Genomic DNA, 19,733 nt, shown 5'->3' on the forward strand with positions numbered 1-19,733 from the left:
CTTCACTGCCCGTACGGACTCTGCCATGACCCAGCTCACCGATCTGCCGCAGCTTGCCTCGCTTGACGCCATCGACCGCGCACACCTGATCCACCCGGTCGCATCCTGGCGTACCCACGAGCAACGCGGGCCGATCGTGCTGACATCCGGACACGGTTCATGGCTGACCGATGCGCACGGCAACGAACTGCTCGATGCCTTTGCGGGCCTCTGGTGCGTCAACGTCGGCTATGGCCAGGAGAGCGTGGTACAGGCTGCCGCCGAGCAGATGCGCCGCCTGCCCTACGCCACGGGCTACTTCCATTTCAGCAGCGAGCCCGCCATCCGCCTGGCCGACAAGCTCGTGCAGATCACGCCGCGCTCGCTCAATCACGTCTATCTCACGCTCGGCGGCTCTGAGGCGGTCGACGCGGCGGTGCGTTTTATCGTCCAGTACTTCAATGCTGTCGGCAAGCCGACGAAGAAGCATTTCATTTCGCTGGAGCGCGGGTACCACGGCTCTTCGTCCACGGGCGCGGGGCTGACGGCACTGCCGGCGTTCCATCGCGATTTCGACTTGCCGCTGCCGACGCAGCACTACATCCCCTCGCCCAACCCATACCGTGCGGCCAACCCGGCGGATGCGCAGGGCATCATCGCGGCGTCGGTGGCGGCTTTGCGTGCCAAGGTGGCGGACTTGGGCGCAGACAACGTCGCGGCTTTCTTCTGCGAGCCGATCCAGGGCTCGGGTGGCGTGATCGTGCCACCCAAGGGTTGGCTCAAAGCCATGCGCGACGCCGCCCGCGAGCTGGACATCCTGTTCGTGGTCGATGAGGTCATCACCGGCTTTGGCCGCACCGGCCCCATGTTTGCCTGCGATGCCGAAGGCGTCGACCCCGACATCATGACGATGGCAAAAGGGCTCACGGCGGGCTACGTACCGATGGGGGCGACGCTGATTTCCGACCAGATTTACGCTGGCATTGCCGACGGCGCGCCCGCCGGCGTGCCCATCGGCCACGGTGCCACATATTCGGCCCACCCAGTCTGCGCCGCGGTGGCGCTGGAAGTGCTGCGCCTGTACGAAGAAGGCGGCATCCTCGCCAATGGCCTGCGCGGTGGGGCGAGTTTTGCGGCGGGGCTGGACGGACTGCTTGCGCACCCCCTGGTGGGCGACTCACGCCACCGCGGCCTGCTGGGCGCCCTGGAACTCGTAAGCGACAAAGCCACCAAGCGCGGCTTTGACGCTGCGCTTGGCCTGCCCAATCTGATTGCCTCGGCTGCCTATGACAACGGCCTCGTGTTCCGGGCGTTTGGCGACAACATCCTGGGCTTTGCGCCCGCGCTGACCTACACCGAAGACGAGTTCGCGCAGCTCTTCACGCGCCTGAAAAAGACGCTCGACAACGTATTGGCCATTCCGGCCGTGCGCGCCGCGCTCGCCTGATGCAACTGGTGGCAACACGCCGCAACAAGCTGACACAAGAGACGCTGGCTGCCGCAGAATCGGATCTATCTTCCACGCCTTCGCCCCTGCCATGACCGAAGCCCTCAAGATCGATCGTCTAGACCTGCGCATCCTCGCCCAACTGCAGAAGAACGGACGCATGACGAACGTGGACCTGGCCGATGCCGTGGGCTTGTCGCCCAGCCCATGCCTGATCCGTGTCAAGCGCCTGGAGCAGGCGGGTTACATCTCTGGCTATGGCGCGCACATCCGCCTCGAAAAGCTGGGCGATACGCTGACCGTCTTCACCGAGGTCACGCTGTCGGACCACCACCGCGAAACCTTCGTGCGTTTCGAAGCGGCCATCCGTGAGGTGGACGAGGTGCTCGAATGCCACCTGCTGTCCGGCGGCTACGACTACCTGTTGCGCTTCATCACGCGCGGCGTCAATCACTACCAGGAAGTGATTGAAGACCTGCTGGAGCGCAACATCGGCATTGCCAAATATTTCAGCTACATCGTCATCAAATCGCCGTTCATCAAAACGCACTGTCCGATCGAACGGCTCTTTCCCAACCAACGCTGACGCCCTCGAAACCGAGTCCACTGCTGGATGCGGTGAGGACCAACCCTGCATGACAACCGCCCTGATGCTGCATCGCGCCGACGGCGCCCCAATCTCAACCGCGTTCCGGCCTGCCGCCCTGGGCCCCGACGACCCCTTCGCGCAAGAACGGGAGATTGCCTGGGAAGGGCCCAACGCGATGAGCGCCGGCCGGGCGAGCTTTGTCGGCGAACGGGATGTCGCGAGCTTTCCCCATACCGAGACGCTCACCGTCGTGGAGGGTGAGTTGACGCTCACGGCGCCGGGCTCGGCACCGCACGTGATCGGCCCGGGCGCGGGCGCGGTCATCGCATCCGGCACGGCCGTGCGCATCGAGGCTGCCACGGGCGTTCGATTCGTGTTCTGCGCTGCTGTCATCAACACACCGACCACGCCGGCGCTCATCCCGCTGCACGCGGATGCGGACTTCAAACCCTCGGGCGGCCCGGCGCCGGAAGTCCTGATCGGGCCGGTTCCGCAGTGCCGCAGCGACAACGTCTTCACCGACGAGCCAACGCAATACCGCGCCGGCACCTGGGACTCAACGCCCTATCACCGCATCGTGCGCGCGCATCCGGTCAACGAGTTCATGTACGTGCTCGATGGCGGTGTGCAGTTCGCTGGCCCGGATGGCAGCGTGCTGTCCGTGAGTGCGGGCGATGCCATCTTCGTGCCGCAGGGCACCGCCATCGGATGGCTCAGCACGGAGCGCGTCGCCAAGTTCTACGTGGTGCAAAACGCCCAGGCCTGAACGAACGAGGAAAGCGAGTCATGTCTCAACCGTTGCGCCTCATCGAGAGCGCCTCTCCCCTTCCAGCGCAAGCCGACGTCGTCGTGATCGGCGGCGGCATCATTGGCGTCTTTGCTGCCTACTACCTGGCCAGGCGCGGCGTTTCGGTGGCCGTGGTCGAAAAGGGCCGCATCGGGGCCGAACAGTCGAGCCGAAATTGGGGCTGGTGCCGACAGCAAAACCGCGATGCGCGTGAACTGCCGATGGCCACCCGAAGCCTCGAGCTATGGGAGCGGTTTGCCGCAGACACGGGGGAAGACACAGGTTTCCGCCGGTGCGGCTTGCTCTACCTCAGCAACGACGAAGACGAACTTGCTCGCTGGACGAACTGGCGCGATTTCGCGAGAACGGCCGGCGTTACCACACACATGCTGAGCAGCCGGGATGCCTCCGAGCGCGGCCGCCTCACTGGTCGCGCGTGGAAGGGCGGCGTGTTCGCACCGAGCGACGGCACGGCGGACCCCGCCAAGGCGGCGCCGTCCGTAGCGGCTGCGCTCATGAAGCTCGGCGGCACCGTGCACCAGAACTGCGCTGCACGAGGCATTGAAGTCGAGGGCGGTCGCGTGAGCGGCGTCGTCACAGAGGCAGGAACCATCAAGACCCGCACCGTGGTATTTGCAGGCGGTGCCTGGGCCTCCTCGTTCTGTCGCCAATTGGGCATTCGTTTTCCGCAGGCGACTGTTCGCCAATCCATCGTGCGTGTCACGGGGGTGACCGAGCCAGTGCCTGACGCCTTGCACACCGCACGCGTGTCCATCACGCGCCGCAGCGATGGCAGCTACAACCTGGCCATCAGCGGGCGCGGACGCGTGGACCCGACGGCACAGCTGCTGCGCTTCGCGCCGCAGTTTCTGCCGATGTTCGCGAAGCGCTGGCGCAATGTGTTCCCGGGCGGCTTGGAAGGCATTCGCGCGGGCCACGAAACTCTCGCGCGGTGGCGGCTCGATGCGCCCACGCCCATGGAGCGCATGCGCATACTTGACCCACGGCCGGATGCCGCGGCCGTCAGACAAACCTACAGCCGCGCCGTCGAACTGCTGCCGGTGCTGGGCCAAGCGGGCATCGCCAACGCCTGGGCCGGTTTCGTCGACAACACGCCGGACGGCGTGCCCGGCATCGGAGAAGTCCCGGAAATCCCCGGGTTCATCCTGGCCGCAGGCTTCTCGGGTCACGGGTTCGGTATCGGCCCCGGCGCCGGCCATCTGATCGCTGATCTGGTGACGGGTGAAAAGCCGATCTTCGACCCCGCTCCCTACAACCCGGCGCGCTTCAAGCACTCGGCTTGGGGCAAGGTGGCGGATTTCTAACGCTGCAATACCGGGAGGGTGACGAAGATGGCCGCAGTTCAGGAACCGGATGGAACGGCGGCCAGCGCGCGATGTGCGACTTCGCAAAACCAGCGCACACCCACCGGCAACGCCTCGTCGTTGAAGTCATAACACGGGTGGTGCAGCGGGTATTCGCCCTCGGGCCCCGCGTCGGCACGGCCTTGGCCGAGCCAGAGATAGGCACCGGGCTTGCGCTGCAGCATGAAGGCGAAATCTTCGGAAGTGAACGCAGCGCGTGGTGCCTCCGCGGCCTGCAAGCCAATCGCTTGTGCAGCGTCCAATGCGAGCATCGCTTCGGCCGGCGTGTTGATGGTGGCCGGGTAATAGCGGCGGTAATCCACCGCCACCTGCGTGCCGCTGCCCAGCGCGATGCCATTGGCCGTGTCGCGCAGCGCCGCCTCGATGCGATCCTGCGATACGGCATCAAAGCTGCGCACGGTGCCGGTGATGCGTACTTCGGCCGGCAGCACGTTGTGGCTGTGGCCGCCTTCGATGCGCGTGACAGATAACACCGCCGATTCGCTCGGATCAATTCGGCGCGACACAATGGTGTGCAGCTGCGCCACAAGCTGGCTGGCGGCAAGGATGGCGTCCGGCGTGTGGTGCGGTTGGGCCGCATGCCCGCCACGCCCGCGCACGGTGATATCGAACCGATCTGCCGCCGCCATGATCGAGCCCGGCCGCGTCTGCGCCTGTCCGAGTGGCAGATCCGGCCAGTTGTGTAACGCATAGACGGCATCGCATGGAAAACGCTCGAACAGGCCGTCTTCAATCATCCGGCGCGCACCGGCCTGGCCCTCTTCGGCAGGCTGGAAGATGAAGTGGACGGTGCCATCGATGCCCGTGCGCGCAAGCTGGCGCGCAGCGCCAATCAGCATGCTGGTGTGGCCGTCATGCCCGCAACCGTGATGCTTGCCCTGCACGCGGCTCGCGTGCGGTGATCGACCTAGTTCCACCATCGGCAGCGCGTCCATGTCGGCACGCAGCGCGACACTGCGGGTGCCTCGGCCGCCGCGCAGCGTGCCGACCACGCCGGTACCCCCAATACTCTCCTCCACCGCCAGCCCCAACACACGCAGCGACTGCGCGACGATGCCGGCCGTCCGGTGTTCTTCGTAGGCGAGCTCCGGATTCGCATGCAGGTCGCGGCGCAGTGCCACAAGGTCTGGCAGCAGATCGGCGACCGGTTCCGAAATGGCGTCGGGCCTCACTCGCCGGCCTCCACTGCATCGGCCAGCTCGGCCAGCGTATGGAAGTGGTAATCAGGCACGGTGTGCTCCGATTCGATGGTGCCGCCCGAGTCTTTCATGCCATGCCGGCGCTCGATCCAGCAGGTGGCGATGCCCAGACGTTTGGAGATGCCGATGTCGTGGTACTGGCTCTGCGCCACGTGCAGATTGTCGGCTTGCTTGAAGCCCCAGGCACCTTCGTAGCGGCCGCGCGCGTAGGCGAAGTACTGCGCATCGGGCTTCTCGCAGAGGGCATCGTCGCAGCTGAGCAGCAGGTCGAACGGTGCGCCCAACGTCCGCTGGAAATGTTCGAGCGCCCAGGACTGCGCGTTCGTCATGGTGACGAGCTTGAAGCGCTTGCCCAACCGCTGCAGCGCCTCCACCGAGTCGGGAAACGCTGGCCATTCCGCCACCGAATCGCGAAAACCATGCGCCAGCGCGTCGCTATCGGGCAGGCCAAACTGTTGCGCCACGATGTGCCAGCACGGCACCAGATCATCGGGATACCACTCGGTCTGGCCGCGTTTGCGTGCTGCCCGATACGCGCCCAGAAAATCCTCGTCGGTAACCCTGCTGTCGGGCACCGCACGGCGCAGGTAGGCAAGCATGCCCCCCTCGAAGTCGATCAACGTTCCGACGACATCGAAAGTGAGCACTTTGAAATCCCGAAGGGCCATGACAACGCTCCTGAATGGTTGAACGCCAGAATGAATCCAAGGGTGGCGGCAAGCCGCCTTGCATGGCGTCTAGCTTAGGAGCAGCAGCGCCGACGATGGTGCCGATCGCGCGGCACGGCACGGCAGCGAATTGCGTTTTTGCCAGGCTGGCGCACAGATCGTTTGGCGGGCGGCTGCGGGGCGCTGATACCCGCATCGTGCCTGGTGGTTACCTTCAGGTGCGTACTTGTTGCCGCACCACACCGTCCTTACTCTGGGTGCATCGCAACGCATCCGCTTGCCGCCCGGGCAGCGGACACTTCGGAGGTTCCATGCTTCAAACCGCCTGGCTCTGGCTGCTGGCAGCCGGCGCTGTGGAGATCGCCATGGCGATCTCGCTCAAGTTTGCACAGGGGTGGACGCGCCCCATCCCCAGCGTGCTCGGCATTGTGACGGCGCTTGCCAGCGTCTTTCTGCTCACGCATGCCATGCGCGGCCTGCCCGCTGGCACGGCCTACGCCATCTGGACGGGCATCGGCTCGGTGGGCGTGACCGTGCTCGGCATCGTGCTGTTTGGCGAGAGCATGCAGCCCGCGCGCCTGGCCTGCATCGGACTGGTGATCGCCGGCACCGCCGGCCTCAATTTCTTCAACGCAGCATAAGACCGCATAAGGAGCCCGTCATGACCCGTCTGCTCTATATCGAAGCCTCTCCCATGAAAACGCTGTCCCACTCCATCGACGTGGCTAAGCAGTTTCTCGATGCCTACCGCATCGCGCACCCAGGCCATGAGATGGACATGATCGACTTGTGGAGCAAGGACATCGATCTGCCCGAATTCGACGCCAATATGATCGGCGCCAAGTTTGCGGTCTTGCGCACCCAGAACGCCACGCCGGAACAGCGTGCGCAATGGCAGCGCGCGGTGGCGCTGTCACAACGCTTCAACGCGGCAGACCACTATCTATTCTCTGTTCCGATGTGGAATTTTGGAGTGCCCTACCGGCTCAAGCATTTCATTGATGTGGTGACGCTGCCGGGACAGAACTGGAGCTGGTCGCCGGCCACGGGCTATCAGGCGCTACTCTCGGGCAAGAAGGCGGCCCTCATCTACGCCAGCGCAGGGGCGTACGCTGCACACACTGAAGGCGCAAGCGAATCACCGGACGATTTTCAGAAACCTTATCTGCGCCGCTGGCTGCGCTTCCTGGGCATTGAAGACGTGACCGAGATCAGCGCAGCACCCACGCTCACCACGCCCGACGTGCTGACGGCCGCCAAGGCAGATGCCAAAGCGCGGGCCACGGCACTGGCCGCCGCCTTCTGAAGCGCACATCCGCCAACGGGGTTGACCGCACGCCAAAGTGTATCTATCATGGTTACACTTTGCATTCATCACCATGACCACCAGCAGCCGCTTCGCCGTCGCCGTGCATATCCTCACCCTGCTTGCCAGCGCAGAGGGGCCGGTGCCGTCGTCGCTGATCGCGGGCAGCGTGGGAACTAACCCGGCGCTCATCCGACGTCTGGTATCGCAACTGGCCGACGCCGGTTTCGTGACCTCGCAGATGGGCGCGACGGGCGGCGCCACGTTGGCACGGCCGGCAGACCGCATCACGCTGCTGGACGTCTTTCGTGTGGTGGAATCTCCGGTGCTGATTGCGCTGCCGCCCAATGCACCCAACCCGGCGTGCGAGGTCGGCCGCGAGATCACCGGCGTGCTGGAGCGTGTGACGGAGCGCGCGCAATCCGCGCTGGAAGCGGAGCTTGCTGCGCAAACCATCGCTAGCATCCTCAACGAGGTGGGACACGCACAACGCCGCCGCCGTCGAGCCTAGCCGGGCCGGCATGTCGGCCTATTTTTTTACCCCTATATGTAACTGTATTAATTACATATAGCGTTTCAACCGCTCGAACCATTCCATAAGGAGTTGACCATGAAGATTGCAATCATCGGCGCCACGGGGCGCGTGGGCACCCGCCTGATCGACGAAGGACTGCGCCGCGGCCACCAGGTGACCGCCATTGCGCGCACGGCATCCAAGCTGCCCGCACGTGCTGGCCTGACCACCAAGGATGTGGATGTAGCCGACCAAGCTGGCCTCGCTGCCGCACTTGCTGGCAATGATGTGGCCTACAGCACGGTGCGCTTTCTGCAGGCAAGCGCCGACCAGATCGTTGGTGCGGTGAAGAAGGCCGCCGTGCCGCGCCTGCTGGTCGTGGGTGGCGCCGGCAGCCTGGAAGTGGCACCGGGCGTCGCGCTGATCGACACCCCGCAGTTCCCCAAGGAGTACTTTGACGAAGCCTCGGCCGGTCGCGATTTCCTTAACGCGCTGCGCAAGGAAACCGAGCTGAACTGGACGTTCGTGTCGCCGTCGGCCATCTTCGAGCCGGGCGAGCGTACGGGCCACTTCCGCGTCGGCAAGGATTCGCTGCTGGTGGATGCCAATGGCAAGCCGTGGATTTCGATGGAGGACTACGCCATCGCCTTCCTCGACGAAACGGAAAAACCGGCACACCCGCGCCAGCGCTTCACAGTCGGTTACTGATCAGCGGCAGGTGGATGGCACGGCCAGTGCCTTTTCAAAGGGGTCGCGGCGCAGGCTTGGGTCTTGCGCGCTCAGGCAGTAGGCGCTGCTGCCCACTTCCACGCGGGCTTGCCAGCGGCCCGCAGCGCCGCGCGATTCCTCGATCGACCGTGCCGCACGAGGCGCAGAAGCGTCTGGCCCGAATGCGTGACCGGTGCCGTGCGCTGTGCTCTGGGCGATGTTGTCTTCAGCGTGGGATCGCGCTCGCTGGCTGGGCATCAGCGGTACAGCCAGATCGAGCGTGCGCGCTTCAACTGCATCGGCAGCCGCGGGCGCGGCAGACATGGGCTGCTGCACCGGTTCAGCTGAATGCGGGATGGAATCTGTTTGAGGCAACTTTGATGGGGTGTGCGCGCCGCGCTCCGGACGCAGCACCGGCGCCGGCGGAGGCTCGGTGTCAAGCAACCGCCCTTGCAGCATCGTCGGCGCGTCGTGGAGGGCTGGCACCGGACGATCGCGCCACCATGCCAGCAACACCAGATGCCCCAGCACCACCAGTGCCGGGACCACCAACCGCGAGCCGCGCCAATCAATGGCTGGGCGTGTCGGCCATGCCGGGAGGCGCATCATCGGGCTCGATCGGCTCGGGCGCGGAATCCAGCGCCGGCAGGCGGATCACGATCGCGCAGCCTCTGCCATCTGCATGGGCCAGGCCGTCTTCGATGGCCACCGAGCCATTTCCCAATTCCACGATACGGCGCACGATCGCCAGGCCCAGGCCACTGCCCTGCGACTGGCTGGTGCGGGGGCGGTAGAAACGCTCGAATACGCGATCGCGCTCGTCGAGCGGAATGCCGGGGCCGGAATCTTCAATGCGCAGTTCGACCATCGGCGCACCCGCCTGCTCGATGTGCTTGACGGCCACGCGCACCTCGCCGCCGTCGGGCGTTTCGCGCACGGCGTTGTCGAGCACGTTTTCCACCAGCGTCGCGGCGTCTTCGTGCGAGACCGAGACCCACGCCTGGTTGGCGCCGTCGTACGACAGCGTGATGTTGCGACGCTCAGCGCGCGAAGCCTGCTGGATCACGCCGCTGCGCGCACAGCCCGCCAGGTCGGACAACGCGCCCTGCGCAAGCTGCGCCTCCACACGACGCGCATCCAGCCGCGCAATGGCAAGCAGCTTGGCGAGCGACTGCGTTGCGCGCGAAATGCCGCGGTCGAACTCGCGCAGCGCGGTCGAACGATCGTCTTCGCTATCGGAATGCGAGACGACATACGCCTGCGCCTGAATGGCCGCCAGCGGCGTGCGCAGTTCGTGCGCCGCATCGGCAAAGAAACGGCGGTCTGCCTCGATGCCACGACGTACACGCGCGAACAGCCCGTTCAAGGCATCGACCAGCGGTTTCAGCTCCGCATGTTCCACGCTCTGCACGGGGTCAAGATCGGCAGAGTCACGCGCCTCGACCTGGCGCGTGAGCGTACGCAGCGGTTTGAGGCCCTGGTGCGCCGCCCAACCGACCATCACCATCAGCGCGCTCGCCAGGATGGCCAGCGCCACCGCCACCTCCTCGAACAGGTCGCGAATGGCGCGCTCGTACGCGGTCAGGGGTTGCGCCACGGTGGCCGAGATTTTGCCGTCGACGCTGTCGACCGTGTAGCTGCGCCACGGCTTGCCCTCCAACATGATCTCGACGACGGTGTCGTGCGCCTTGCCGCACGGCATGGTGGGCGCACCCGGAAACGCAGTGATGACGTGGCCCGCGCGATCACACAGCACGTAGCGGAATTCGCCCGGCAGGATGTTGGGCAGCGAGAGGCCCAGCTTGATGTCGGTGAGCCGGCGCAGGAATTCTTCGCGGCGCGGCACATCGTCCATGTTGAGCGTGGTGAGGTCCGCATAGGCCTGCGCCGACATGCGCAGATCGCTCACCACCTGGCGGCTGTTGGTGCGCGAGATTTCCAGATGCGCGATGACGAGCTGCACCAGCAGCATCAACACCAGCGCCAGCAGGATCAGCACATACAGGCGGAACGAGAGCGAGCGAACCCGCAGGATGGCTGGAACCGCCAGCTTCATTGGGCGGCCCCGCGGTTGCCGCCGATCATGTAGCCGACACCGCGAATGGTCTGGATGGTTTCGTTACCGAGCTTGCGGCGCAGGTGATGGATGACAACTTCCAGCGCATTGGCGCTCACACTGTCGCCCTCACGGTAGAGCGCGTCCATGAGCGTTTCGCGCGGCACCCAGCGGTGGGCGCGGCGCACAAGTTCAAGCAACAGTTGGTATTCACGCGGGGTCAGTTCGATGATCTGCCCCTCTTGCGTCACACGCTTCTGCGAGGGCTCGACCACCAAATTGCCGACGTTCCACTGGTTGGTGCTCTGCCCCGCGTGCCGGCGCAGCACGGCGCGCAGGCGGGCGATGAGTTCATCCACGGGAAACGGCTTGACGAGAAAGTCATCCGCGCCGGAATCCAGCCCCTTGAGGCGCTCAGACAGCGCATCGCGCGCGCTGGCGATGATGACGGGCACGTCGCTGTGCGCGGCGCGCAGTTCTTCCAGGAAGGTATGGCCCTCACCATCGGGCAGCCCAAGATCGAGCACGATGGCTTCGAAGGTGTTGGTGGTGATCCATTTCTGCGCGTCGACCAGGCGGCGCACCCAGGTCGCGTTGTAGCCGGCCTGACGCAGCGCGCGGGCCAGCGCCGTGCCCAAGGGCAAATCGTCTTCGATAAGGAGGATGGCGTTCATGCGCGGGAATCTCGGCGGCGGTAATGACGGTAAACGGACAACCGGCGCGTGGAAAACAGGCGCCGGCGAAGCTCGAAATCTACCGCAACGGACTGAGCTTTGCCTTAAGTGTGTGGACAAATGTGCCGAGAAAGTCGCCCCGCCAACACATACCGGGCGCGGCTTCAGACGTGCGGCGTGGCGTTTAGCTATCATTCTGAAATTCTGATTGCATTTTTCTTAGCAACACGCGCATGTTCCGCCTCCCCACCACCGCCACCGCCCCGTTCTGTCCATCCGAGGTGCGCGGCACCGTTGCCGTGCCGCCAGGCTTGCCGCTGTGGAAGAAGCTGCTGCGCTTTGCGGGGCCGGGGCTGCTGGTATCGGTCGGCTATATGGACCCGGGCAACTGGGCGACCGACATTGAAGCTGGTTCGCGTTACGGCTATGCGTTGCTGTTCGTGGTCGTGCTTTCCAGCCTGGCGGCCATGGCGCTGCAGTGCCTCTCGGCGCGGCTGGGCATTGTCACCGGCATGGATCTCGCGCGCGCCTCTCGCAACCGTTATCAGCCCGGGGCATTGCGTGTGCAATGGCTGCTGGCAGAGCTGTCCATCATTGCGTGCGACTTGGCTGAGGTGCTGGGCTGCGCGCTGGCCTTCCACCTGCTGCTGGGCGTGCCGATCCTGTGGGGCGTGGCGCTTACCGCGCTGGACACGCTGATCGTGCTGGGCCTGAAGGGCAAAAACTTCCGCCAGCTTGAGGCCATCGTGCTGGGGCTCATTCTCACGATCGGGCTGTGCTACTTCGTTGAACTCGTGCTCATCAAGCCGCACTGGCCTTCGGTGGCAGCCGGATTGATGCCCTCGTGGCAGGCCGTGAGCCAGCGCGAGCCGCTGTATCTGGCCATCGGCATCCTGGGTGCAACGGTGATGCCGCACAACCTGTATCTGCATTCGTCCATCGTGCAGACGCGCATGACGGCCAACACCGAGGCGGCCAAGCGTGAGGCCATCGGCCTGTCGCGGCTAGACACCATCGTGTCGCTGGGGCTGGCGCTGCTCGTGAACGGCGCGATCCTGATCCTGGCCGCTGCCGCATTCAACGCGCACGGCCATCAAACCGTGGCTGACATCCAGGATGCTTACCACCTGCTGGAGCCCATCGTCGGAACGGCGTTGGCGGGGCTGCTGTTTGGCATCGCGTTGCTGGCGGCCGGGCAAAGCTCCACCTTTACCGGCACCATCGCCGGGCAAATCCTGATGGAAGGATTCCTCGACTTGCGCATCCCGTGCTGGCAGCGGCGGTTGATCACGCGCGCGCTAGCGCTGATCCCTGCGTTCATCGGCGTGGCGATGCTGGGCGACCACGCCATCGGCAAACTGCTTGTCATCAGCCAGGTGGTGCTCGGCCTGCAATTGCCGTTTGCGATGTTTCCCCTGATCCGCATGACGAGCGATCGCACGCTGATGGGGGTATTTGTTAACAGCCGTTTAACGTCGTGGCTCGCGTGGGGATTATTCATCGTCATCAGCATCGCCAATGTGTGGCTGGTGTGGCAGCTGCTGGCAGGCTGAGACGCCCGTTGCGGGATTCCCCCACTAAAAATCCGCGCACGGGGTTGCCTGTCGCCATTAGAATGCGCGCTTTGTTGCGCAATCCGGCCCCGCCCGCGCCCGCATCATCCCGTCGCGCCAGAGGGTCTCTCTTGCCCTGCCTTGAGCGCGAACCTGCCTACCGCCTCCGACCTGCCCGACGCTCGCACGCCCTCGCGTGACTATCAGGCGCGCCATTTCGTGCCGATGATCCTCGCGCTGAGCAAATGCGGTGTGCTCGGCTACGCCTTCGCGATCGTGCTGGGCTGGTCGGTCGGGCTGCTGCATCGGCCGGAGCCTCTGCTCGCGCTGCTCCTGCTGCTGTTGGCGATCGTGGTGGTCGCACAGCGGTATCGGCACACCGGCATGTGGGGGCTGCTGGCGCTCACGCACCTGTTGGCAGAGGAGGCGGCCATCATCGCGTTCGGCCATCAGGCTGGGCTCCAATGGGTGCTGCCAGCGTTCTATCTGATGCCGCTTGCCACCAGCCCCGCGTGGCTCACGCGGCGCGATTTCTGCATCGCCATGGCGCTGTGCATGGCCGGCCCCATCGTCGCGTTGCTCATCGCGCCGGAACCTGCCACGGCAATCCACCACGGCTGGCTGGGGCTGGTGCTTTATCTACCGATCTGCATTGCTGCGGCCGCGGTCATTCATCACTACCTGCTGCGCGCCATGGCCCGGCACTTTGCGGCCGAACGCAGCCTGGCCGATCGCGCCAACACTGACCACCTGACCGGCATGCTCGCGCGGCAGCGCTTCTTCGAGCTGGGCACCTTTGCGGTAGAGCGTGCGCAGCATCATGCCGAGCCGCTGTGCGCGCTGTACCTCGACGTCGATCACTTCAAATCCATCAACGACACGTGGGGACACGCCGCAGGCGACGAGGCACTCATCGCGCTGTCCGATGCGCTGGCGGGCGTGCTGCGCCCCGCCGACCTGTTCGGCCGTCTGGGCGGTGACGAATTCGCCGTATTGCTGCCGGCTTGCGGCCTGACCGGCGCGCTGGCCGTGGTCGAACGGCTCAAGACGGCGGTGGCCGGCACGCAAACGCCCGCGGGGCCGCTGACAGTGAGCGTAGGCGCCGCTCCGCTACGCCCCGGACAGGACTTGGCCCACCTGCTGGCAGATGCCGATCTCGGCCTGATGGAAGCCAAGCGTCAGGGCCGCAACCGCGTGTGCGTACCGACGGACGCCGAGCCGAGGGCAACGCTGCGGCAGTAAGGCAGGCACGTTATGTGCGGCGCAGCATCCGTGATTTCTGCACGGAGATGCCCATGGAGTGGCTCAACGCCCACACCTTCCTGCGCGTGCCGGCCCGCGATTGGGCCGCCGCCGCATTGACTGTAATCGCTGCATATGCGGTGCTGTCCAGCGTATTGCACCTCATCTGTAACCGGTTTGACGCGCGCGCGCGCCGGACCGGCTACCGCTTCGACATTCTCGTCACCGCAGTGCTGCGCGATACGCATCCGCTGTTCATCGCGCTGGCCGCATTGCTTGCCGGGTCGTATTTCATCGATCTGCCCACGCGCATTGCCAACAAGCTCGACCACATCTGGTTTGTCATCATCGGTTTCCAGATTGCCTTGTGGCTCAATCGCGGCGTGAAACTGTGGGCACGCGATCGGCTGTCGACGCAAACCCACGCGACGCGCAACCCCGTGATCACGTCGATGACCGCATGGGTGCTGCGCTTTGCACTGTGGTCGATGCTGCTGCTGGCCATTCTGGCCAACGTGGGCGTCAACATCACGGCCTTCGTTGCCAGCCTGGGTGTGGGCGGCGTGGCGGTGGCGCTGGCGGTGCAAAGCATCCTGAGTGACCTGTTTGCCTCACTCGCCATCGGGCTGGATAAGCCCTTCGAGATCGGAGACTTCATCGTCTTCGAATCGATTGCCGGCACGGTGCAGCACGTGGGCCTCAAGACCACGCGCATCCGCAGCCTGTCGGGCGAAGAGATCGTCGCTTCCAACACGGCGCTGCTCAAGAGCACGATTCACAATTACAAACGGATGTCGGAACGACGCATCGTCTTCACCTTTGGGGTGACCTACGATGCGCGTGCCGCGCAACTGCAGAAGATTCCGGACATCGTGCGCCGTGCGGTGGAAGCCGCCGGCAACACGCGGTTTGATCGCGCGCACTTCAAGGAGTTTGGCGAGAACGCACTGAACTTCGAGGTCGTGTATTTCGTGACCGATCCGGACTTCAACCTGTACATGGACATCCAGCAGCGCATCAACCTGACGATCCTGGAAGGTCTGGAAAATCTCGGCACCTCGTTCGCGCTGCCCACGCGCACGATCCAGCTGGTGCGTCGTGACGGCGAGCCGGTTGAACCCGAAGACCTGGCAGACCGCAAATCAACCGCAAACACCCAACGCGTCAGCGCGCGGGCTAGCGGCTGACCGCCACGGGCATGCTGAGGAACGCCGCATCGAGGCTGCGCCATAGCGGCCTTGAGCGCGGCACCATGTCTTGCCGGAAGTACCACCAGAAGTAGCCGCCGACAAAGCGAGGATGTGTGACCGCGAGCCCGTAGTAATGCGCGACGAGCGCCGGCTTGCGTGCAGCATGTCGCGTCCCGACTTCTCCAAAACCCAGCGCGGCATGCGAAAACAGTCCGCCTAGCCTGGTGAACACCGCGTTCCAATCGGGCGGAGGGATCTTGCAGTCGTCTTCATAGAAGCTGATGAAGACGTAATCAAGCCCATCGCGCAGGCGCAGCGGCACATTACGTTGCACCCATTCGAACATCGCACGTGACGGCTGCTCGGCGCAGCCCTCGTTGTAGTACAGCGTGAGCGCTGTACGGCCGCCGCCGGCTTTGATGACTTCATAGGCGGCCATGGTCTTGTCGATCACGTCACGCGTGGGGCCGGTCCATTCGCCGTTGATCTCGTTACCGATTTCCCAGACATCGACGTTGGTGCCAAGGGCGTGCAGGTAAGCAGCGGCACGCGTACGCAGTTGCTGTGCGGTGTATTGCCGGAGCGTGGAAGAATCCACCAGTTCGCCCATCACATACGCGACGTCCCGGATGGCGGCCACCGCCCCAACGTAATGCGGCGCGTCCATGCCTTCATCAAAGACGACGCGCACCGTGGGCGTGCGCGAGAGGTGCGACAGCGCATCCACCACGGCTGGTACGTTGTCCACCGCATCGACCGTCACGCCATACAACGGCGCAGGGCCGGCAGGCATGGCGCCTACCGGCCCTGCGGCTTCGGCGGATGCGCTCAATGCCAACATGGCTGCTGCCAGTAACGAGCGCATCCGGTACATCATCACTTCACCGTGCTGGCGTCCGCCCAGGTGTACCCCATGCCGGTGATACCGGTGATGATGGTCTGGAAGTCGGTATAGCCGGGCGTGCCAAGTTCCGGCTCCAGCCAGAACGGATGGAAGAAGAACGAGGCAAACCCGTCACGTACCACCTGTGCATACGTCGCATTGGTCAAGATATCCTGTGCGGTGTACGTCAGGCATGACGACGGATCGATATTGCAGATGTTGTATTCCACGTTGCCCAGGTTTTCAGGAATGATGCGCTGGTTGTAGTAGTCCTTCTGAATGATGTAGGGGAAGAACTGGCCGACCGAAAAATCATGTCCGGCGGTCGTCGAGTTCAAGGTCTGCGGGTTATCCGATGTGTAATACACCACGCGCTGGTAGGTGTTCTTGAAGTACTGCGGCACGGCCTTGATCGACAGCGGAGACGATTGATAGTGCGGCGCCTCCCAGGCGAACGGCGCGTAGCCATTGAGCTGGAACTCCAGCAGCCCGGAAGACAATCGCCCTGCCGCCCATTGCGTTGAGTCCTCGTTCACGGGCCTGTTCTGCGTGGCGAGCCAAAATTCGAAGTCGTTCGCGCTGACGGCGTTGATGAGGTTCGGGATGTTGCTGTACTGGTGCGTGTAACCGTGCATCAGGATCTTCCCGCCCCGTGGCAACGCATGGTTCAGTGCCGACTTGAGCCCCGTCGCATTAACCAGGTGGATGGTCTGCGACACGCCGCCGTTGTAGACGCCGTTCGGGTCTTTGTACAGCGGGATGGTGGCAAGCGAGAACGGAATCTTTTTGCTGTACAGATAATCCGTGAGGGTATTGATGGACGTCACAGTGTTGGTGGCGTTGATATCTTCCAGACGCACGAGCGCACGGTGCAACGTGGGTGCATTGGTGCCCAGAATGTCATGCAACATGTCGCACATCACCAGATAGCGATCGCGTGGCCCGATGTAAGAGAACGGCATGTCGGCCACGTACCAGAAATTGCCCGACCGCATGATGTATGGCGCCGTTTCCTGCGTCACCGAGTTGGTGATCGTCACCACGCTGCTGGCCTTGGTGGCATCGGCCACAGAGGTCACGCCAATGTCCGGATCAGCGCTGATGGCGCCAGTCGTGGCATTGAAGGCGTAGTACTTGGTCATGCTCTGGCTCTTGTACGACACCGTATCGAAGAACCCGGGGTTTGGCGCGCTCGCCGAGGGCGCGGCGTTCATGCCGCGCAGACCGACAAAATTGATGCCGTAGCGCGAGGTGAATGGATACGCTGTGTTCCAGGCAAGTTCCCAAAGGTTGTACTTGAACCAGACGACGGTCTTCTGTGTGGTGGTCACATCCGACAGAAACGCCGCCGGTATGGGGTTGTTGTAGTAGCTCCCCATGTAGAAGATGGCGGTGTATTGCTCGGTCATCCCGGCCGTGTAGTTCTGCACGGGCAGCAGCGTGATGGTGGTGTTGAAGTGCGCGAGCAGGTTGTACAGCATGATCGCGTACGACTTGCCCAGGTTGGTGTACTGGTCGTTTGGCGGGGCGTCGTACAGCACGAGCATCGGGGCTGGCGTGCTCGTTGTTGTTCCGCCCACTGTCACGCAGATGGGCCCGAGCCCGATCGTGCAGGTGGCGGCCTGTGCCGGCGCTGTCAGCGAAATGCCGAGCAGCCCGCCCGCAAAGACGAGCGCGCACAGGAACTTACGTAGCAATGTCTTCATGATGACTCTCCGACTCATGGCAATCATGGGCGATAGAACGAGCCGTCCGCTTGGCGGTAGAGCCCGAGGTTGAAGTTGGGGCCACGATCGTGGCCACGGTCTGTACCTGTCGTCTCGTTTTCCGGCGTGCCGGGGCGGACTTCAGTCATGACCACCGTGCGTGGCGGTGGAATGACCTGTCCGTTCTCATCCATGACGCCGTAGCCGTAAGCGCGCGCGCCTCCAGTCACGGGCCTGGGTGTTACTGCTGCCACAACGGTGGGCTGCACGGGTTGCGCAGCCGTGGCCGTCGCCCTGGAAGATGCGGGCGTTGGGGCTTTTTTGTCGGTGTCGGCGCCGGGGCTACCCTGGTCCATCGCGCCGGTCACGATGGCAGGTACGCGTCCATCGCCAGCCCACGGCGGCGCCACGATCAGCCACCCGGCAACAAGTGCAGAGGCAACCAACACGCCGCCTCCGATTTGCTTCGCTTTCATCAAGCCTCCTAGCCGTTCAGGCGGTGCTGCGTTGACGACCCTTGCGCGGTGGCACGCGCCGCTTCCAGATCGATGATTTCGGCTTCGGTAGCCGGTTTGCGAATGAGTTGCGGGCCGCGCGTCACCATTTGTGGCTGCGTGGTGAAGGCTTTCTTCAGCGCATCGACAATGCGCCGACAGGCGTGGCCGTCGCCATAGGGGTTGTGAGCCTGCGCCATGCGCTCGTATTCAGCGGCGTTATTGAGCAGCGCTTCTGCTTCATCGACGATGCGTTGCGTATCGGTGCCGACCAGCCGCGCGGTGCCCGATGCCACGGCCTCTGGCCGCTCGGTGGTATCACGCGTCACCAGCACCGGTTTGCCCAGCGCGGGCGCCTCTTCCTGAATGCCGCCGGAATCGGTGACGATCAGGTAGGCGCGGTCCATCAGGTAGACGAACGGCAAGTAGTCCTGCGGCGCAATCAGATGAACGTTGTCGTGGCCGGAGAGGATGGCGTTGACCGGCTGCTGCACGTTCGGGTTCAGGTGCACCGGATACACGACCTGTACATCCGGATGACGCGCCGCCAGCAGGCGCAGCGCCACGCAGAAGTTCTCGAATGGCTCGCCGAAGTTCTCGCGGCGATGGCCCGTCACCAGGATCATTCGCCGGCCCGCTTCCAGGAACGGATAGCGCGCCGCCATCTGCGCTGAGAGCGTGGTGTCGTCGTCCAGCCGGTGCTTGACGGCCAGCAACGCATCGATGACGGTGTTGCCGGTAAGCGTGACCTGCTCCGGGTCGATGCCCTCGTCCAGCAGGTTCTGGCGCGATTCGGCCGTGGGCGCGAAATGCCAGGTCGTCACAGAATCGGTAACACGCCGGTTCAACTCTTCCGGCCATGGCGACCAGATGTTGCCGGTGCGCAGACCCGCTTCCACATGCCCGACCGGAATGCGCCGGTAGAACGCCGCAAGGCTTGCCGCCAGCGTGGTCGTCGTGTCGCCGTGGACGAGCACGGCATCGGGCTTGTAGGCATCGAGCACGCCGTCGATGCCGCCCAGCACGTTCGACGTGATGTCGGATAACGTCTGCCCAGGCCGCATCAGGTTGAGGTCAAACTCCGGCACGATGCCGAAGAGTTCCAGCACCTGATCCAGCATCTGCCGGTGCTGCGCACTCACACACACCGCCGACTCAAAACCTGCCTCGGCCTGCAATGCCTGCACCAGCGGCGCCATCTTGATGGCCTCCGGGCGCGTGCCGAACACGGTCAAAATTTTTCCTGTCATGATTCCCCCCAGTCATCCGCATCGGCGCATGCAAAGCGCGACGACGAACGTGTCGCTTCTGACGCCGGCACAGACTTCGCCAATGAGCGAAGGCCGTGCCAAG

General features: G+C 64.2%; 20 protein-coding genes. 11 read left to right on the forward strand and 9 right to left on the reverse strand.

Annotated elements, in window-relative coordinates:
• The first annotated feature begins 25 nt into the window (after positions 1 to 25).
• The 4 genes from ACEN9T_RS03810 to ACEN9T_RS03825 all read left to right on the forward strand — a co-directional run bounded on the left by ACEN9T_RS03810 (position 26) and on the right by ACEN9T_RS03825 (position 4,127).
• Positions 26 to 1,426, forward strand: a complete 1,401-nt coding sequence (locus ACEN9T_RS03810; protein WP_413706479.1) for an aspartate aminotransferase family protein — start codon at positions 26 to 28, stop codon at positions 1,424 to 1,426.
• Positions 1,427 to 1,517: 91 nt separating this feature from the next.
• Positions 1,518 to 2,012 carry an Lrp/AsnC family transcriptional regulator gene (locus tag ACEN9T_RS03815; RefSeq protein ID WP_039599256.1) on the forward strand — a complete coding sequence of 165 codons (495 nt, stop codon included), beginning with the start codon at positions 1,518 to 1,520 and terminating at the stop codon, positions 2,010 to 2,012.
• 49 nt (positions 2,013 to 2,061) lie between these two features.
• Entirely contained in the window at positions 2,062 to 2,781 is a 720-nt protein-coding gene (locus ACEN9T_RS03820) for a cupin domain-containing protein (RefSeq protein ID WP_413706480.1), read from the forward strand.
• A gap of 20 nt (positions 2,782 to 2,801) precedes the next feature.
• Positions 2,802 to 4,127, forward strand: a complete 1,326-nt coding sequence (locus tag ACEN9T_RS03825; protein WP_092971164.1) for an NAD(P)/FAD-dependent oxidoreductase — start codon at positions 2,802 to 2,804, stop codon at positions 4,125 to 4,127.
• A 38-nt stretch (positions 4,128 to 4,165) separates the two neighbouring features.
• Here the strand turns inward: ACEN9T_RS03825 and ACEN9T_RS03830 are convergent, their stop codons facing one another.
• Positions 4,166 to 5,359, reverse strand: a complete 1,194-nt coding sequence (locus ACEN9T_RS03830; RefSeq protein WP_413706481.1) for a M20 aminoacylase family protein — start codon at positions 5,357 to 5,359, stop codon at positions 4,166 to 4,168.
• Entirely contained in the window at positions 5,356 to 6,054 is a 699-nt protein-coding gene (locus ACEN9T_RS03835; protein WP_413706482.1) for an HAD-IA family hydrolase, read from the reverse strand. Before ACEN9T_RS03835 ends, ACEN9T_RS03830 begins: the two co-directional genes overlap by 4 nt.
• A gap of 311 nt (positions 6,055 to 6,365) precedes the next feature.
• Between ACEN9T_RS03835 and ACEN9T_RS03840 the strand changes: the two genes are divergently transcribed.
• From ACEN9T_RS03840 to ACEN9T_RS03855, 4 genes are all read left to right on the forward strand, one after another.
• Entirely contained in the window at positions 6,366 to 6,695 is a 330-nt protein-coding gene (locus ACEN9T_RS03840; RefSeq protein WP_413706483.1) for a DMT family transporter, read from the forward strand.
• Positions 6,696 to 6,715: 20 nt separating this feature from the next.
• A complete protein-coding gene (locus tag ACEN9T_RS03845; RefSeq protein ID WP_413706484.1) occupies positions 6,716 to 7,360 on the forward strand; it encodes an FMN-dependent NADH-azoreductase in 645 nt (214 codons plus the stop codon).
• Between the two features lie 73 nt (positions 7,361 to 7,433).
• The gene (locus ACEN9T_RS03850; protein ID WP_413706485.1) at positions 7,434 to 7,871 is read left to right on the forward strand and encodes an Rrf2 family transcriptional regulator; all 438 of its coding nucleotides are present in this window, start codon (positions 7,434 to 7,436) and stop codon (positions 7,869 to 7,871) included.
• Positions 7,872 to 7,970: 99 nt separating this feature from the next.
• On the forward strand, positions 7,971 to 8,582 hold the full coding sequence (locus ACEN9T_RS03855) for an NAD(P)-dependent oxidoreductase (RefSeq protein ID WP_413706486.1): 612 nt from the start codon (positions 7,971 to 7,973) through the stop codon (positions 8,580 to 8,582).
• Here the strand turns inward: ACEN9T_RS03855 and ACEN9T_RS03860 are convergent, their stop codons facing one another.
• The 3 genes from ACEN9T_RS03860 to ACEN9T_RS03870 are packed head-to-tail and all read right to left on the reverse strand — an operon-like array spanning position 8,583 to position 11,312.
• Entirely contained in the window at positions 8,583 to 9,191 is a 609-nt protein-coding gene (locus tag ACEN9T_RS03860) for a hypothetical protein (RefSeq protein ID WP_413706616.1), read from the reverse strand.
• On the reverse strand, positions 9,151 to 10,638 hold the full coding sequence (locus tag ACEN9T_RS03865; protein ID WP_413706487.1) for an ATP-binding protein: 1,488 nt from the start codon (positions 10,636 to 10,638) through the stop codon (positions 9,151 to 9,153). Before ACEN9T_RS03865 ends, ACEN9T_RS03860 begins: the two co-directional genes overlap by 41 nt.
• Positions 10,635 to 11,312 carry a response regulator gene (locus ACEN9T_RS03870; protein WP_027679979.1) on the reverse strand — a complete coding sequence of 226 codons (678 nt, stop codon included), beginning with the start codon at positions 11,310 to 11,312 and terminating at the stop codon, positions 10,635 to 10,637. Before ACEN9T_RS03870 ends, ACEN9T_RS03865 begins: the two co-directional genes overlap by 4 nt.
• Positions 11,313 to 11,545: 233 nt before the next feature.
• Between ACEN9T_RS03870 and ACEN9T_RS03875 the strand changes: the two genes are divergently transcribed.
• The 3 genes from ACEN9T_RS03875 to ACEN9T_RS03885 all read left to right on the forward strand — a co-directional run bounded on the left by ACEN9T_RS03875 (position 11,546) and on the right by ACEN9T_RS03885 (position 15,294).
• The gene (locus tag ACEN9T_RS03875; RefSeq protein ID WP_413706488.1) at positions 11,546 to 12,865 is read left to right on the forward strand and encodes an Nramp family divalent metal transporter; all 1,320 of its coding nucleotides are present in this window, start codon (positions 11,546 to 11,548) and stop codon (positions 12,863 to 12,865) included.
• Positions 12,866 to 13,006: 141 nt separating this feature from the next.
• Complete coding sequence (locus tag ACEN9T_RS03880) at positions 13,007 to 14,107, forward strand: GGDEF domain-containing protein (protein ID WP_413706489.1); 1,101 nt, start codon at positions 13,007 to 13,009, stop codon at positions 14,105 to 14,107.
• Between the two features lie 53 nt (positions 14,108 to 14,160).
• Entirely contained in the window at positions 14,161 to 15,294 is a 1,134-nt protein-coding gene (locus tag ACEN9T_RS03885; RefSeq protein ID WP_413706490.1) for a mechanosensitive ion channel family protein, read from the forward strand.
• On the opposite strand, the gene ACEN9T_RS03890 is transcribed toward ACEN9T_RS03885, so the two are convergent.
• The 4 genes from ACEN9T_RS03890 to wecB are packed head-to-tail and all read right to left on the reverse strand — an operon-like array spanning position 15,284 to position 19,630.
• Complete coding sequence (locus ACEN9T_RS03890) at positions 15,284 to 16,171, reverse strand: hypothetical protein (protein WP_413706596.1); 888 nt, start codon at positions 16,169 to 16,171, stop codon at positions 15,284 to 15,286. The genes ACEN9T_RS03885 and ACEN9T_RS03890 overlap by 11 nt on opposite strands.
• Before the next feature lie 2 nt (positions 16,172 to 16,173).
• Positions 16,174 to 17,886, reverse strand: a complete 1,713-nt coding sequence (locus ACEN9T_RS03895) for a DUF2334 domain-containing protein (protein WP_092971152.1) — start codon at positions 17,884 to 17,886, stop codon at positions 16,174 to 16,176.
• A 23-nt stretch (positions 17,887 to 17,909) separates the two neighbouring features.
• Entirely contained in the window at positions 17,910 to 18,362 is a 453-nt protein-coding gene (locus ACEN9T_RS03900; protein WP_092971151.1) for a hypothetical protein, read from the reverse strand.
• A gap of 8 nt (positions 18,363 to 18,370) precedes the next feature.
• Positions 18,371 to 19,630, reverse strand: a complete 1,260-nt coding sequence (wecB, locus tag ACEN9T_RS03905) for a non-hydrolyzing UDP-N-acetylglucosamine 2-epimerase (protein WP_413706491.1) — start codon at positions 19,628 to 19,630, stop codon at positions 18,371 to 18,373.
• Positions 19,631 to 19,733: the final 103 nt, after the last annotated feature.

The sequence above is a fragment of the Ralstonia sp. Ralssp110 genome (assembly GCF_047325135.1).
GTDB lineage: Bacteria > Pseudomonadota > Gammaproteobacteria > Burkholderiales > Burkholderiaceae > Ralstonia > Ralstonia mojiangensis.